General features: G+C 44.8%; 16 protein-coding genes. 3 read left to right on the top strand and 13 right to left on the bottom strand.

Annotated elements, in window-relative coordinates; all coding sequences use genetic code 11:
• Window positions 1-61 precede the first annotated feature (61 nt).
• Window positions 62-1,552, bottom strand: a complete 1,491-nt coding sequence (locus BMZ22_RS13730; protein WP_090086605.1) for an amidase — start codon at window positions 1,550-1,552, stop codon at window positions 62-64.
• Between the two features lie 309 nt (window positions 1,553-1,861).
• On the opposite strand from BMZ22_RS13730, the gene BMZ22_RS13725 reads away from it, so the two are divergent.
• The 3 genes from BMZ22_RS13725 to BMZ22_RS13715 all read left to right on the top strand — a co-directional run bounded on the left by BMZ22_RS13725 (window position 1,862) and on the right by BMZ22_RS13715 (window position 3,964).
• A complete protein-coding gene (locus BMZ22_RS13725) occupies window positions 1,862-2,362 on the top strand; it encodes a hypothetical protein (RefSeq protein ID WP_090086603.1) in 501 nt (166 codons plus the stop codon).
• A 115-nt stretch (window positions 2,363-2,477) separates the two neighbouring features.
• Complete coding sequence (locus BMZ22_RS13720; protein ID WP_090086601.1) at window positions 2,478-3,206, top strand: ABC transporter ATP-binding protein; 729 nt, start codon at window positions 2,478-2,480, stop codon at window positions 3,204-3,206.
• Complete coding sequence (locus BMZ22_RS13715; RefSeq protein ID WP_090086599.1) at window positions 3,203-3,964, top strand: ABC transporter permease; 762 nt, start codon at window positions 3,203-3,205, stop codon at window positions 3,962-3,964. The genes BMZ22_RS13720 and BMZ22_RS13715 overlap by 4 nt, the downstream gene beginning before the upstream one ends.
• On the opposite strand, the gene BMZ22_RS13710 is transcribed toward BMZ22_RS13715, so the two are convergent.
• The 12 genes from BMZ22_RS13710 to BMZ22_RS13655 all read right to left on the bottom strand — a co-directional run bounded on the left by BMZ22_RS13710 (window position 3,961) and on the right by BMZ22_RS13655 (window position 14,432).
• Window positions 3,961-4,230 carry a hypothetical protein gene (locus BMZ22_RS13710; RefSeq protein ID WP_090086597.1) on the bottom strand — a complete coding sequence of 90 codons (270 nt, stop codon included), beginning with the start codon at window positions 4,228-4,230 and terminating at the stop codon, window positions 3,961-3,963. The two genes, BMZ22_RS13715 and BMZ22_RS13710, sit on opposite strands and share 4 nt — an antisense overlap.
• Window positions 4,231-4,303: 73 nt before the next feature.
• Window positions 4,304-4,777 (bottom strand): thioesterase family protein, encoded by a 474-nt coding sequence (locus BMZ22_RS13705; protein ID WP_090086594.1) that lies wholly within the window; start codon window positions 4,775-4,777, stop codon window positions 4,304-4,306.
• Window positions 4,778-4,800: 23 nt separating this feature from the next.
• Window positions 4,801-5,772 (bottom strand): 3-hydroxyacyl-CoA dehydrogenase NAD-binding domain-containing protein, encoded by a 972-nt coding sequence (locus BMZ22_RS13700; RefSeq protein ID WP_090086592.1) that lies wholly within the window; start codon window positions 5,770-5,772, stop codon window positions 4,801-4,803.
• Between the two features lie 16 nt (window positions 5,773-5,788).
• Window positions 5,789-6,667, bottom strand: coding sequence for a beta-keto acid cleavage family enzyme (locus BMZ22_RS13695; protein ID WP_090086590.1), 879 nt, complete (start codon window positions 6,665-6,667; stop codon window positions 5,789-5,791).
• The gene (locus BMZ22_RS13690) at window positions 6,660-7,214 is read right to left on the bottom strand and encodes a GbsR/MarR family transcriptional regulator (protein WP_090086588.1); all 555 of its coding nucleotides are present in this window, start codon (window positions 7,212-7,214) and stop codon (window positions 6,660-6,662) included. Before BMZ22_RS13690 ends, BMZ22_RS13695 begins: the two co-directional genes overlap by 8 nt.
• Window positions 7,215-7,303: 89 nt before the next feature.
• A complete protein-coding gene (locus BMZ22_RS13685) occupies window positions 7,304-7,951 on the bottom strand; it encodes an ABC transporter permease (RefSeq protein WP_090086586.1) in 648 nt (215 codons plus the stop codon).
• A gap of 1 nt (window position 7,952) precedes the next feature.
• Window positions 7,953-8,876: an osmoprotectant ABC transporter substrate-binding protein gene (locus tag BMZ22_RS13680; RefSeq protein WP_090086584.1), complete on the bottom strand. Its 924-nt coding sequence runs from the start codon at window positions 8,874-8,876 to the stop codon at window positions 7,953-7,955.
• 17 nt (window positions 8,877-8,893) lie between these two features.
• A complete protein-coding gene (locus tag BMZ22_RS13675) occupies window positions 8,894-9,538 on the bottom strand; it encodes an ABC transporter permease (RefSeq protein ID WP_090086582.1) in 645 nt (214 codons plus the stop codon).
• Between the two features lie 12 nt (window positions 9,539-9,550).
• Complete coding sequence (locus BMZ22_RS13670; protein ID WP_090086580.1) at window positions 9,551-10,705, bottom strand: betaine/proline/choline family ABC transporter ATP-binding protein; 1,155 nt, start codon at window positions 10,703-10,705, stop codon at window positions 9,551-9,553.
• Between the two features lie 415 nt (window positions 10,706-11,120).
• Complete coding sequence (locus BMZ22_RS13665) at window positions 11,121-11,327, bottom strand: YkvS family protein (RefSeq protein ID WP_090086578.1); 207 nt, start codon at window positions 11,325-11,327, stop codon at window positions 11,121-11,123.
• A 199-nt stretch (window positions 11,328-11,526) separates the two neighbouring features.
• A complete protein-coding gene (locus tag BMZ22_RS13660) occupies window positions 11,527-12,261 on the bottom strand; it encodes an SDR family oxidoreductase (RefSeq protein WP_090086576.1) in 735 nt (244 codons plus the stop codon).
• 71 nt (window positions 12,262-12,332) lie between these two features.
• Window positions 12,333-14,432, bottom strand: a complete 2,100-nt coding sequence (locus BMZ22_RS13655) for an MMPL family transporter (protein WP_090086574.1) — start codon at window positions 14,430-14,432, stop codon at window positions 12,333-12,335.
• Window positions 14,433-14,496 lie beyond the last annotated feature (64 nt).

Genomic DNA, 14,496 nt, shown 5'->3' with positions numbered 1-14,496 from the left:
ACAAAGCGTAGTGTGTGTCCCAATCGAATCGGGCCGGACGGGGGACTGTCAGGATTCTTAATTAATAAGGCAGAAGCCCTTTTAAGCCTTCCCATAAATCAGATTGTTCCATTTGGCGGGCAAGCTTTAACAGCATGTCCTCTTTCCCTTTCGACGCTACCACCTGGACGCCTAACGGCAGGCCATTGGAAGCTTTATGTACAGGAACAGACATTGCCGGCTGACCTGTTAGATTAGCAAGCTGTGTATATGGTGTATACGTGAGACTCGGCAAAAAGAGATCCCAGATAATAGTTTGCTGTTTGTCTTTATCCGCTCGCTCCATTTTATCTCGCCACTCAGCCTGTTCAGACTGTGAATACGTGAGCTCACCTACTTTCGGTGCTGTGTATGCCGAAGCAGGCGTGATAAAAAAGTCATATGTACGGTGAAATGCTTCCATTTTTGCCGCTGCAGCATCCCATGAGGCAAGACTTCGTGAAAAGTCGGCTGCCGACACGGACTTACCCGCTTTGTGAAGCAGCCACGTTTCCAGTTCGACATCATCAGGGGTCAGAGTTCTGTCGAGTGAGTGTTCCAACTGTGCTGTGAGGGCCGAAATCTCGCCACTGTTCATCATGTAATAATCTTTCATTAGCGTTACCCCGTCAACATCGTGCTCTTTTTCTTCCACGTTATAACCCTCTTTTTCCAGCCAGTTTACTGTTTTAAGAACCGCTTCACGCGCGTCATTTGAAACCGGCGTGCCGACGGGGGATTTTGTCGTATAAGCAATTCTGACAGGTTTATCAAATGGGAGTTGAGCATGCGTTGTATACTTCCCTGGAAATAGCGGTGTCTGGAATGCTGCTTCAGGCTGTACTGTCTGCAAAATATCAAGCAGTGCTGCACTGTCACGGACGCTCCGGCTCAGCACGAATCCAATAGCCGCACCTTGCCATTGCCGGCCTGAACCAGGCCCTACAGGTGTTCTTCCGCGCGTTGGTTTCAGGCCGAACAAACCGGTAAATGAAGCAGGTATGCGAATTGAGCCGCCTCCATCACTTGCACCGGCAACCGGCACAACACTTGACGCAATTGCGGCGGCTGCACCACCGCTGGATCCTCCCGGTGAATGAGCCGTGTTCCACGGATTGTGTGTCGGACCGTAAACTTCAGGCTCTGTTATATTTTTTAAGCCGAATTCGGGTGTATTCGTATGCCCCATAAACAAAAATCCGGCATCACGCAATTTTCTGACAAAGTTCGAATCGTGCTGACTGATCACATTTTTCATTAATTTCGAGGAAGACGTCATATATTCCCCCGCAACGCCCTGCGAAAGATTTTTCAGGAGCATCGGGACACCTGAAAAAGGCTGATTTTCCCTATACCTTTCAGACTCAATCATAACCCTCTCTCTGCGGCCATGAACGACAGCATTCAATTCGGGATTGACCTCCTCAAGCCGCCGGAAAGCAAGTTTAAGAAATTCCCCTGGTGTGACTTCTTTCATCCGAATAAGTTCCGCGATATCGGTTGCGTCCATTGTCATATATGTTTTCAAATTCATCTATTTTCATTCCTTCTGTTTATTGTATCATGCTGTCCCGGTATTGCCGATGTTGTCATATCCCAATCCAATGTTTTGCTCGTCTAATTAGTATAGGAGTTGTCATTAATGCCAAACTAATCGTGCAGAAACATTTTTAAATGATCGGTACAACTGTCTGAATGGCGCCATCGTATGAAAGGAGAATACATAATGATTCCTCAGTTTTGCCCTCCTTAATATGCTAAATCAGACACTCTTCGTATGTATCAACGTCACCCGGATTTATACTTTTTATCCGGAAAAATTTTTGCTCCGAGAGGTAGACAAATGGAAAAATTTAGAGGAAAAGACAGAGGCAAACTTGAATTGCTGCTATGGAGTATCGCACTGCCCGGGTTTGGTCAGCTACTGAATGAGCGGTATATTAAGGGCATTCTGTTTATTACACTCGAATTTATTGTAAATGTTATGGGAAATTTCAACACCATCATTTTATTAAGTTTTAACGGTCAAATTCAAGAAGCTGTCAACCAGACGAACTATGGATGGCTGATGTTCTATCCATGTCTTTATTTCTTTGCAATGTGGGATGCGTATAAGGATGGGAGAGGCGAAAGCAAGCCCTATGCGTACGTGCCTTTTGTATTTTCTGCCTATTTTGTGACCGTTGGACTAATCTTCTCACCAACTTTTACCCTTTTCGGCCAGCTGATTGGCCCTATGTGGCTTCCTATGGCCGGGGGACTGCCGGCAGGGCTGATTATCGGCAATATCATCCGATTGTTGCTGTTAAAAAAATTTAATAATAATGAAGAAAACTTTGCCTGAACGTGCTTCAGCAGCTGCATTGGCCTTCCATGTTTATTTTATATAAGCAAAACCGTTATGGATTAGATATAATAGGGAAGGAATTATCCAGGACATACTAAAGGATGTGACACGGATGAAGGATGCAACAAGCGCTATAACGCTCAACAATGTAAACTATACAACTGACGGTGTACATATCTTAAAGAATGTTTCAGGCGAGGTTCTGGAAGGGAAAATCACTACCGTTGTCGGTCCATCAGGTGCCGGGAAAACAACGCTCTTTAAGTTGTGCAACGGGCTTCAATCACCCGACTCCGGCAGTATTAAAGTCCACGGAAACCCAATCGACAGCTATGAACCCGTTCAATTGCGCCGAAAAGTTGGCATTGCACTTCAAAATGCGACCATGGTCAGTGGAACCGTCCGGGAAAACCTTGACCTTCCGTTAAAACTGCGTGGAGAGTCATTATCAGATAAACGTGCAATAGAATTGCTCAGCCTTGTTAGCTTAAACGATATCGCTCTCGATAAAAAAACAAAGGATTTATCCGGGGGGCAGCAGCAAAAGTTATCCATAGCCCGAACACTCGTGAATCAGCCGGATATTCTCCTGCTTGATGAGATTACATCTTCTTTGGACAGCGTGTCCCGCCAGGATATCGAAAAGCTTATCAGCCGCATTAATCAGGAATACGGCACAACCATTTTATGGATTACACACAGTCTCCAGCAGGCGATGGAAATCGGACATCAGACATGGGTCATGATGGACGGTGAACTTGTAGAAGAAGGAGAAAGCAGCTTTTTGAAGGACCCACAACACGAGAGAGTCAAACAATTTGTGCGAGGTGAAATTGAGTGAGCTTTCTGGCATTAGCAATCTCGCTATTATTCGTAATTATTCCGATCGTTTTATCAAAAACACTTAACTTGGGACTCGAAAAAGATACGATTATCGCCGCTGTTCGCTCGATCATCCAGTTGCTTGCTGTCGGCTATGTCCTTCAGTTTGTCTTTGATTCGGAAAATATGATCTACATTGTGTTGATGATTGTGCTTATGATCGCTGCCGCAACCCACAATGCCCAGCGGAAAGGCGCTGCAATTAAAGGCATCATCTGGAAACTTATTGTAACATTTATTTTCGTGGAAGTTCTCACGCAAGCCATTTTGCTGGGACTGAATATAACACCGGCTACTGCACAATTTATTATTCCAATCAGCGGCATGGTGGTCGGTAACTCGATGGTCCTGGCCATTCTGTTTCTGAATCGCTTCACCTCTGAGCTTGAGGATCATCATAACGAAACTGAACTGATCCTGTCACTGGGCGGCACCCCCAAACAGGCGATTCATTCTCAGCTTATAAAGTCGATCCAGGCGAGTACGATCCCGACCATTGAAAGTCAGAAAACAATCGGACTTGTGCAACTCCCGGGAATGATGAGCGGTCAAATTATTGCCGGCGCAGATCCGGTACAAGCGGTTCTGTTACAATTGCTCATTCTTTTCCTTTTGCTGACTACCGCTGTCGTCACCAGCATTATGCTCGGGTATTTGTCGTACCCGACCCTGTTTAACGAACGCATGCAGCTCGTGGGCGTTTCAGACCAGGATTAGATGTGCCGGCGGAGAGCTTCTGGCTCGTTCCGGTACATGTTCTGGATTTGCGGCACATATTTTGCCGTTCCGGAACATATTCTGGACTTGCGGCACATATTTTGCCGTTCCGGAACATACTCTGCTTTGCCGGCGCATATTCCGCCGTTCCGGAACATACGCTGCTTTTCCGGCACATATATAGTCGCTCCGGAACATACGCTGCTTTTCCGGAACATATTTCGCCGCTCAGGAACATATGCTGATGCTTCACTGATACACCCCATCCCCTCACATCAAAAAAAGCCGCTGATGTTCTCTCACCATCAGCGGCTTTTTCGTTTATAGAATGGACGTGGTTTATTTGCGTCTGATGCCGATGACACGTCCGGCTTCTTTTGGCTTCTCAGCCGGTGTGTGATTTTCCGCAAGCTCTTGCAGGCGTGCAGAAACAGCTTCCGGAAATGGGGCAGCTTTGCCGGCTGATTGGTCAATGCCCATCAGCATTTGCTCACTTGTTGCTGAGCGTTTGCCATTCGCACCGAACAATTCAAAAAACACATGAGCACGTTTGGCATCATAATCAAGAATTTGCATGTTTACCTCAAATGGCTCACCGAGTTTCATCTCATCCAAATAGCATACGTGCGTCTCCATCGTATAGATCGTGTACTGCTGTGATTCACGAAATTCATCTGTTAAGCCGATCAGCTTCATGAAGCTGTCAACACCCCAGCTGAATGCGCGAAAATATTCGGCATCATTCATATGACCATTATAATCAATCCATTCTTCAGGGACCTTATGCTGAAGAATTACTTTTGGCTCACCCAAGCGTATTCCTCCTCAACAATTTATTATAATCTGCCTTCCAGGTTGGCTCCGGGCCAATACTTTTCCAACAGTTGCTGCAGCTCGATCAAAAATTGGTCACGTCGTTCTTCAAGTTTTTCCATTTCGGCGTCTCCGGTTTGTGTTTCACTCCCGGTAACCACCTTTTCCGCCAGTTCGTCTGTCAGCTCAGGTGCCTCAAGCTTTGTCCATGGCAATTTGAGAGCAGGGCCAAATTGTGTCAGCAAATGACGCATCCCTGCTTTGCCGCCACCCATGTGAAGTGTCATAAATGGTCCCATTAATGCCCATCGAAGTCCGGGGCCATAAATAATCGAGGCATCGACTTCTTCGGTTGTTGCCACACCATCATTAACAATGTGCAACGATTCACGCCAAACAGCTTCCATCAGGCGGTCAGCGATATGCCCTTCGATTTCATGACGCACAACAAGTGGCTTCATTTCCAAGCTGTCATAGAAATTCTTCGCTTTTTCAATATAGTGGTCTTCGGTTTTATCACCGCCGACAAGTTCAACGAGCGGCATCAGATAAACCGGGTTAAATGGATGTGCAACGATTACCCGCTCAGGATGGTGCTCACAATCCGCCTGCAGCGTGCTCGGTAATATCCCGGAAGTGCTTGATGCAATAACCGCTTCCTTTGGTGCATGTTTATCAATATTAGCGATCACACTGCGTTTTAGTTCTTCTCGTTCTGGAACGTTTTCCTGGATAAAGTCCGCATTTTCCAAAGCTGTGGCCAAATCGGTTTCAAACGAAAGATTCTGTTGGGAAGCACCTTCCGCCAGCCCCATTTCTTCCATTTTTGGCCATGCCCTTTTAACCGCTTCACGCGTTCGTTCTTCAGCTTCCGGGTCTAAATCAGAAGCTGTCACACGATAGCCGTTTGCCAAAAAACGTGTAATCCAACCGTTGCCGATCACACCTGTTCCGACAACGGTTATATGCTTGATTGCTTCATTTGGTGTTGTCATGCTAGTCGTCCTTTCCCTATGGGTTCAACAGATTTAATTCTTTACGTGCTTCAGCCGGTGTCATAATATCAGACCCGAGCGATTCAACAATCCCGGCTGCTTTATCAACAAGCTGTGCATTTGTTGCCAGCTGTCCTTTTTTAAGATATAGATTATCTTCCAGACCAACTCGAATATTCCCGCCTTGCAACACGGACTCGGCAACAATCGGCATTTGCATCCGTCCAATTCCAAATGCCGCCCATCTGCCGTTTTCCGGGATACGGCTCTTCATATAAGACAGTGTTTCAGCATCGGCTGCCGCTCCCCACGGAATACCAAGACAGAACTGATACAGTGGATCGCCGTCAATCAAACCTTCGTTGATTAATTGATTGGCAAAACGGACATGGCCTGTATCAAAGCATTCAAGTTCAGGTTTCACACCGCTTTCCTGCACCAATTTGGCCTGTCTGCGAAGCCAGTCAGTCGGGCTGACATACAACATGTTGCCAAAGTTGGTGCTGCCGCAATCAAGTGTACACATCTCCGGCAACAGCTTACCAACTGGTTCATGACGCTCCTCGGGTGTTTGGATGTCAGTGCCTTCCCCGCCTCGTGTCGGATCGTCTTCACTTGGAACCCAATCACCGCCGCCACCGGACGTAATATTAATTATGACATCTGTTTCTGACTCACGGATGCGCTCCACGGTTTCTTGAAACAAATTTACATCATGGCTTAATCCACCTGTCTCCGGATCGCGCGCATGGATATGAGCAATCGTCGCACCGGCTTTAGCTGCTTCAATTGCTGAATCTGCAATTTCTTTCGGGGTAATAGGTACGTGCGGGCTTTTCGACGTTGTGTCTCCTGCCCCTGTTACTGCACAAGATAATATTACTTTTTTATTCATCTTTACCGCCTCCTGTAGGTTGTTTAGGTACATGCTCAAAAATTTCGCCGCTTTCGAAAAAGTCGTTTAGCCGGCGAATCCAGTCATAGTATTCCATCCATTCGTGAAGTTCAGCCAGCAATTCATTAATAGCCTGTTCATTGTCTTCAGTCAATGCCGGCTCCTGCTTTAAGTCATTAATTTTTTTCATAAGCCGCTGTTCAAAGTGCCGGCTGCGACTAATGGCTCTTTGCCATGTCGATGTAAAAAGTGAAATAAACGTCTGGTAATAATCTTCTTCCACTTGATACAAGTCTTTCCGGACACCCTTTTTAAATACACGTTCAGCAATATTCATATCTATCATTTCCCGGACGAGCTGGCTCATACGGGTTTTGCTCATCCCAGTTTCGTCTGCCAGCTCATCCAAAGTCATTGGTTCACGATTCATGTGAATAATCCCCAGCACGCGGCCGACGCTTGTCGGGGCTCCAAAAGCATTCATATTATCGGTTATTTTTTCAACAAATTGTGTTTTAATATCTTCAATTTTTTCTGTGTGACTCATTTCAAACCCCTTTGCATGAAGTGTTTACTGAACTTTATCATATCAGGGCGTACTATTAAAAGGTTTTGCCGGGCCTTCTCCACGGATGCTTAAGCCGATTGACCCGGCTGAAGCCTGCGTTCAATCCAGCCCATAACTACATCAGCAATAATGGCCATAATGGCGGTTGGAATAGCACCGGCAAGAATAATAGCAGTTCCATCGGTCGCATTGGTTCCTGTCACGATAATCGCACCAAGACCGCCAGCCCCGATAAAAGCTCCAATAGCTACAATTCCAATCCCGATCACCAGGGCAGTTCTGATTCCTGCCATAATCACACTGACTGCAAGCGGAAGTTCAACCATTCTTAATAACTGAAATCTGGTCATACCGGAAGCATGGCCCGCTTCAATAACCGTCTGATCAACATTCTTCATGCCAACGTAAGTGTTTTGGGTAATCGGTAAAATTGAATAAAGCATTAAAGTCACAATTGCTGTATTCGTCCCAAGACCCATGACAAGCATGATAACAGCCATAGCTCCCAATGCCGGTATCGTTTGAATGATACTGCCTGCAGCGAGCACCCAGCCGCTCAATTTACTGTATTTTGCTATCAGAATGCCCAGCGGGACTGATATGACTGCCGCAAACAGGACACCATAAACTGACATCAGAAAATGTCTGTAAAACTCGGTCCAGATATAACCGCCATTGGCACTGACATAATCGGTGAATTGCTGTATTGTTTCCATATCAATCCCCTCCTCCATCCTCAAAGTAGTTGTTCGCTTCCAGGAATTGCTTGGCTACTTTTCGCGGGTTGATACGCTCAACATCCGCCATGTAATTCAATTGCTGCATCTCTTCTGTCGAGATCTCGTTACTGAGACGCTGCGTAATTTCTTTGATCTCCGGGTATTTTTCCAGAAGTTCATTATTAATAACCGGTGATGCATCATATGGCGGGAAGAATTGCTGATCATCCTCCAACACTTTTAAATCGAATTCCTGAATTCGTCCATCAGATGAATAAGCAAGAACAACATCCATGTTTCCCGTTGCCGCAGCTTGATAGACAAGTCCAAGATTCATTGGAAATACTTCCCCAAACGCGAAATAAGCCTCTTTAAATCCATCATAGCCATCACCTTTCCGATTAACCCAGGCATTATCAACTCCAAAATCTAAATCTTCTGCATAAGGTTCGAGATCAGAGATTGTTTCAATATTGTTTTCCTTGGCAAATTCCTGCGTAACAGCAATTGAATAACTATTTTCAAAGCCGTATGTCTCTGCCCACGTCTGATTATAGCGCTGCTGGAATTCATGCTTTACCGTTTGAAGAGCTTCTTCCGGATCTTTAATAGGTTCCATGCCGAGAGCCCCTGCGATATCAGTTCCAGTGTAGCGTGTGCTGGATATATCGATATCCCCACGTTGCATCCCCTGATGCTGCACAATTGATGATCCAAGTTTCGTCACAAGTTCCGTTTTCGCATCGGTCTCCCTCTCAATCATAATAGCCAGCATCTGCGCCATCGTTTCTGATTCAGATTGCGTCAGTGATCCAATCTTGATTGTGTGCTGAGACGTGCCAGCGAGACCCGGCAATGAACAGCCTGCAAGCATTAAAATCAGGAAACAAGCCAGCATGCTTTTAACTCCTCGTCTTAACATCCTTTTCACCTCCACCATTACGCTGTTTCATAACTATCTTTTAATCCTTCAGGCGTAAGTTTATTTTCCAATAGTGCCAATGAACGATCGGCTATGACTGCTAAAATTGTGGCCGGTATCGTTCCTGCGAGAATCAGTGATGGCTGATACAAATTCAATCCGTCGAAAATGAAATCACCAAGACCGCCACCGCCGATAAATGCAGCAAGTGCTGCCCATCCGATCAAATAAACCGTAGAGAGCCGGATGCCTGCCATAATTACCGGGATTGACAACGGAAGTTCCATGCTGATAATTGACTGCCAATTACTCATCCCCATACCTCTTCCGGCTTCGACAACACCACGGTCAACATCACGAACGCCAATATACGTGTTACGTAATATTGGAAGCAGTGAGTAGAAAAACAAAGCCAAAATAGCCGGTATTTTACCAATGCCAACAATTGGAATAAAGAAAGCAAGGATAGCCAGACTTGGGATAGTCTGTAGAACACCGATAAACGAAATAAACCGGTCGGCGAATTTGGGCACCCTCGACAGCAGTACACCAAGCGGTACAGCAACAATCACACCGAGTACAATAGCTACCAGTGAAATGTAAAAATGCTCCCATGTTTTAAAAAGCAGCTCATTCCCATTTTCTGCAAAAAATTCCATCATGTTATCTGCCTCCTATTCTCCTGCCGCCGCAGTATCTTCAAGTTCCATTCCGTCGCCCCAAATCGTGTCATAAACAAGGTTTGCCAGAGTTGCCCGCGTAACAATCCCTGCCAGATGGTTACCTTCATCGACCACAGGCACGTATTTGGCACCCCGACGCAAAATTTTATGAACGGTATCACGCAACAAACTGTCACCAAGCACTGAAAATACTTCAGTTTCCATAACGTCATCTACGTTATTCGCTTTTTTATAGTTAAGGTTAATCGCTTCGATATCGATATAACCCTTTAGCACATTGTCTGAATCAACCACAAGCAATGAATCCACATGTTTGTCACGCATGGTTGAGATGGCTGATTTCAATGTGGTTTTTGTTGTCACTGTAACCGGAAAACCTTCCATGATCTGTTCAACAGTCGTCACGTCAGGTCGTCCCTGAATCAATCGATCTTTACCGAGAAATTCTTCAACGAATTCATTCGCAGGATGCCGAACAATATTTTCAGGCGTATCTGCCTGCACAATTTCACCATCGCGCATGATTACCACTCTATCTGCCAGCTTAAGTGCCTCATCCATGTCGTGTGTTACAAAAATAATTGTTTTATTAAGTTCTTTCTGAAGCTTTTTAAATTCTTCCTGGAGTGAGTCCCTAGTAATCGGATCAAGAGCTCCGAAAGGCTCATCCATCAAAATAAGTGGCGGGTTAACAGCAAGTGCCCGCAAAACACCAATACGCTGCTGCTGGCCGCCGCTAAGTTCATGCGGGTATTTGTCCAAGTAATCCTCGGGCATGTTTACAAGCTTCAGCAGTTCACGTGCACGTTCATCTTTTCTCTCTTTTGGCCACTGTAATAATGTCCCGACAAGGACAATATTTTCTTTTATCGTCATATGCGGCATCAGACCGATTTGCTGGATGACATAGCCCATCGACCGTCGCAATTCAACCGCATCCTGTTCTTTAATATCTTTATCGTCGACAAGAATCGACCCTTCCGTTATGTCAATTAAACGGTTCACCATTTTCATTGTTGTGGTTTTCCCACATCCACTGGGACCGATGAAGCAAACGAATTCTCCTGTATCAACTTTTAAATTTAAATCTTTGACAGCAGTTGTGCCGTCTGAGTATTTTTTCGTAACATTTTTAAACTCTAACAATGTTTGCACCTCCATTATTGCTTTCCGTTTGAACACTTTTCTAAGTATAGAGGATAGAAGTGTTTAAACAAACAAGCATTTAAGTCTGTACAATTTCAAAAATCTATACAATTTTTATTGTATAGATTTCATAAGGGATCCATCTTAGAATTCCTGTATATTTCTCCGGTTTTCGACCATGTTCGACATTTTGCACTTTTTTAACAATCAGGATTGAAATAAATCACAGTTTATGGATTTTCTGTAACATTACCTTTCAAAAACTGTCACAAACAAAAAGAGGCATGATCCAAGAAAATATTTTCCTCGGATCCTGCCTCTTTTTTTCGTTCTATTATAAAGGAAGGGTTATTTTACAAATGGGATCATTCTAAGCACTTTTTTAACTCATTCGGCAGTAAACGCATGTTGCTGATCATTGAATAATTCTGTAACTTTTGTGGTCAACCACGGTGTTCGGGTATCCATGGTTTAATGCGGCATAGTTTTTTGTGCGAGTGATATCAACCACTGAACAATTCTGTGTTCGTGATGGCAGGACTTCCCCCTGCACCAAGATACCATTTTGTTCAAACTCAATGATGTCACCAGGCTTGGCCTTTTTTTGGTCCGGTTTAAACATTGCATCTCTCCCTTCGTATGGTTTTTGAATGGATGGATGGGTAAATCTCTTAACTCCTCTATCTTAAGGGGGAGTATTTTTTATGTTACAAATAAATATTGGCACGGGGTTGGTGGAAATGTGGCAGAATTAAGTAATTTTACTGACTTAACTTAAAAGCTCCTTCCCATTTGATTGGAAAGGAGCTGTAACAGGCAATTTATTGATTATTTGGACGGACGATGACTTCATTAATATCAACATTTTTCGGCTGGCTGACAGCGTAGTAAACGGCTTCGGCAATATCGGTTCCTTTAAGCGGGGTGAACGGCATGCCGCCTTTCTGTTTATTCAATACTTCTTCGTCGGTAATGGTCGTCATCAATTCCGTATCGACGACACCCGGGGAAATCGACGTGGTACGGACGTCGGTATTTTTCACTTCTTTCGCAAGGCCTTCCATAATGACGCGTGCTGCAAATTTCGTTCCGCTATAGACAGCCCCCGTTGGAAAAACTTCATGTCCGGCAACAGATGATGTTGTTAAAATATGCCCTTCATTCCGTTCAATCATATGCGGCAGAACTGCTCCAATACCATAAAGTACGCCTTTCACATTAACATCAACCATGCGCTCCCATTCGTCCACTTTCGTATTTTTCATGTAACTGAGCGGCATTAAACCGGCATTATTGAACAATACGTCCACTTGATTGAATTCACCAATGGCATACTGAATAAGGTCTTCCACTTCTTGACGCGATGTGACATCGGTCGTTTTGATGGCAATTTTGCCTTCGTACGCATCCAGCCGTTTTTTGATTTCCTCCAGGCGCTCTTGTCGTCTTGCGGCAAGAACGACATTGGCACCTTCTTTGACAAACCGTTCAGCGGTCGATTCACCAATTCCGCTGCTTGCCCCGGTGATGACAACGGTCTTATTCTTCAATTCCATTTCATCTCACCTCAATTTTAAGTATGGTTTATGTTTTCCTGAGTTCATACCAATTTAAACTTCTACTGGGTTTACTGGTTTCGTTTCTTATCTTTCTCAAATAAAACAAGCAATCCCGGCAGCAAAACGCCCCTGATCAGGAATGTATCCATCAGAATCCCCACTGCGACAATAAACCCAAATACAAACAAAAGTTGTATGGGCTGAGTCATGAGCACACTGAATGTCGCTGCAAGAATGATACCTGCAGAGGAAATAACACCGCCTGTATTCGCTACAGCTTTTTCCACTGCTTCTCTTACCGGATACATCTCCCGCTCCTCCATAAAGCGTGAAACGAGCATGATATTATAGTCGATGCCCAATGCAACAAGGAAAACAAAAGCATAAAGCGGCACACGGTTGCTCACGGTATCTATACCAAAGAAAAGATCTGTCATTAATGTGCCCAGTCCGAGTGCTGCCACAAACGAAACAAGAATCGTCCCCATCATGTACAATGGCATTTTGAACGATCTGGTTAAAAAGATAAGCATACCGAAAATCAGCAGCGTCTCCAGTGTGACAATTACAATTAAGTCCCGGTTATTCAATGAGCGGTCATCAACAGATACAGCCGTCTCCCCTGCAAAGTATAAGTCACCATTAAGATTACTGTCAGCCAAGATACTTTCCGAGTCATTTATTATACCCTCAAGTGCATCCATTGTTTCCTTTGAATAAGGGTTTGCCCCAAACGTCATTTGATAGGAGATCGCCTCCTGATCATCGGTCATATTCTGCACACGGACGCTTTCAACAAGCGGCTGATCAGAAAGGTCAGCCGCAAGTTCCTGACGCTTTTCTTCATTGACCGAACCATCTGCTTCAAGCAGTACAGAAGCAGGTGCCAAATCGCCCGGTTCAAACTTTTCTTCCAGCATTTCATACCCTTCTCTGGATGGCATATCCTCAGGGAAGGATTTCATCGTATTGAACTCATACTCAAGATTGACGATATTGAAAGCCGAGCCTAATAAAATTATCACAATAATGGCCACTGAATTAACCGGTGATTGTGTTACAAGCCGTCCGACTTTTGCCCAGAATGAGCTTTTTTTAACTTGTTTGTCACCGACATGCGGCACTTTCGGCCAAAAAGCCTTCCGCCCGAACAAGGTAAACATTGCCGGCACTAATGTCAGTGAAGCAATTAAAACGACAATAACAGCTGTACCAAAAATCGGGGCAAAATTGCGGTATTCAGCAAACTCAGCAAAGAACAACACAAGCATCGCAGCAAACACGGTCCCCCCCGAGTAAAAGATCGGAACACCCGTGCCTCTCATGGCAAGCTTCATCGCTTCATGCTTACTTTCATGCTGCTTCAGTTCTTCATTATACCGCGAAAATACAAAAAGTGAATAATCAATAAGTGCAGCAAACAATAAAATCGTCATAATTGAAAACGACTGCTGTCCGATATCCAGTCCTGCCATCCCCATCAGACCCAGTATTTGATTCACCACTTCATAAACGAACGCGGCACCCAGTAGTGGAATCAACGCCAAAAACGGTGAACGGTATATCACAACAAGAAGTACAAGAATAATGCCTACAGTCGACAGGATCAAAACGATATCCGCTCTTGAAAACAACTCTGTGGTATCAGCCCCGATAGCAGCCGGACCGGTAATCTTCATCGTGACACGAGCATCCTGTTGCAATTCATAAACTTTATCGATTGTGGATTTTATCTCATCAGAATCCAAAGACGCATCAAGTGTCATCGGCACCATCGTGGTTGTTTCATCCTCAGAATAGAACTGCGCTGCAGCCTGAGGCGGCATTTCCCCCAGTGGTACAATATTCTTGATACCCGAGATATTTTCTTCTTTAATGGCCTCCAAAAAAGCCGGGATTTCCGCCAGCCCGGCCTCTTTATTATCAGCCTGAAACACCATAATCGCCGAAATGCCATCATTATCGCCGAAATAATGATCTATTTTAGACTGAGCGACGGACGATTGAGCATCCTCCGGTATTGAATCGATGCTGGTCACCTGATAGTCTTGAGCGCTCGGTGCAAAAAGTGCAAGCATCAATGTTCCAGCCAGCCAAATGGTCAGTGTAAGCCACATCCCTTTCCTGGTTGAAACACGATCAGTGATTGACTGCAATGGTCGATTCATGTATGTAGCCCCCTTCGTAAAGCGTTTTAACAAAACAGTATACCCTTTATTTTTTAGTATTTCG

It is taken from the genome of Lentibacillus persicus (assembly GCF_900112705.1).
Taxonomy (GTDB): Bacteria; Bacillota; Bacilli; order Bacillales; family Amphibacillaceae; genus Lentibacillus; species Lentibacillus persicus.
This window is presented reverse-complemented; position numbering and strand designations above follow the sequence as displayed.

Excerpts from the sequence above, each read along its gene's own strand:
- BMZ22_RS13655 (WP_090086574.1), bottom strand. The coding sequence starts at position 14,432 with ATGAATCGACCATTGCAGTCAATCACTGATCGTGTTTCAACCAGGAAA.
- BMZ22_RS13685 (WP_090086586.1), bottom strand. The coding sequence starts at position 7,951 with ATGGAAACAATACAGCAATTCACCGATTATGTCAGTGCCAATGGCGGT.
- BMZ22_RS13675 (WP_090086582.1), bottom strand. The coding sequence starts at position 9,538 with ATGATGGAATTTTTTGCAGAAAATGGGAATGAGCTGCTTTTTAAAACA.
- BMZ22_RS13680 (WP_090086584.1), bottom strand. The coding sequence starts at position 8,876 with ATGTTAAGACGAGGAGTTAAAAGCATGCTGGCTTGTTTCCTGATTTTA.
- BMZ22_RS13695 (WP_090086590.1), bottom strand. The coding sequence starts at position 6,667 with ATGAATAAAAAAGTAATATTATCTTGTGCAGTAACAGGGGCAGGAGAC.
- BMZ22_RS13730 (WP_090086605.1), bottom strand. The coding sequence starts at position 1,552 with ATGAATTTGAAAACATATATGACAATGGACGCAACCGATATCGCGGAA.
- BMZ22_RS13700 (WP_090086592.1), bottom strand. The coding sequence starts at position 5,772 with ATGACAACACCAAATGAAGCAATCAAGCATATAACCGTTGTCGGAACA.
- BMZ22_RS13690 (WP_090086588.1), bottom strand. The coding sequence starts at position 7,214 with ATGAGTCACACAGAAAAAATTGAAGATATTAAAACACAATTTGTTGAA.
- BMZ22_RS13720 (WP_090086601.1), top strand. The coding sequence starts at position 2,478 with ATGAAGGATGCAACAAGCGCTATAACGCTCAACAATGTAAACTATACA.
- BMZ22_RS13665 (WP_090086578.1), bottom strand. The coding sequence starts at position 11,327 with ATGTTTAAACCGGACCAAAAAAAGGCCAAGCCTGGTGACATCATTGAG.
- BMZ22_RS13660 (WP_090086576.1), bottom strand. The coding sequence starts at position 12,261 with ATGGAATTGAAGAATAAGACCGTTGTCATCACCGGGGCAAGCAGCGGA.
- BMZ22_RS13710 (WP_090086597.1), bottom strand. The coding sequence starts at position 4,230 with ATGGGGTGTATCAGTGAAGCATCAGCATATGTTCCTGAGCGGCGAAAT.
- BMZ22_RS13725 (WP_090086603.1), top strand. The coding sequence starts at position 1,862 with ATGGAAAAATTTAGAGGAAAAGACAGAGGCAAACTTGAATTGCTGCTA.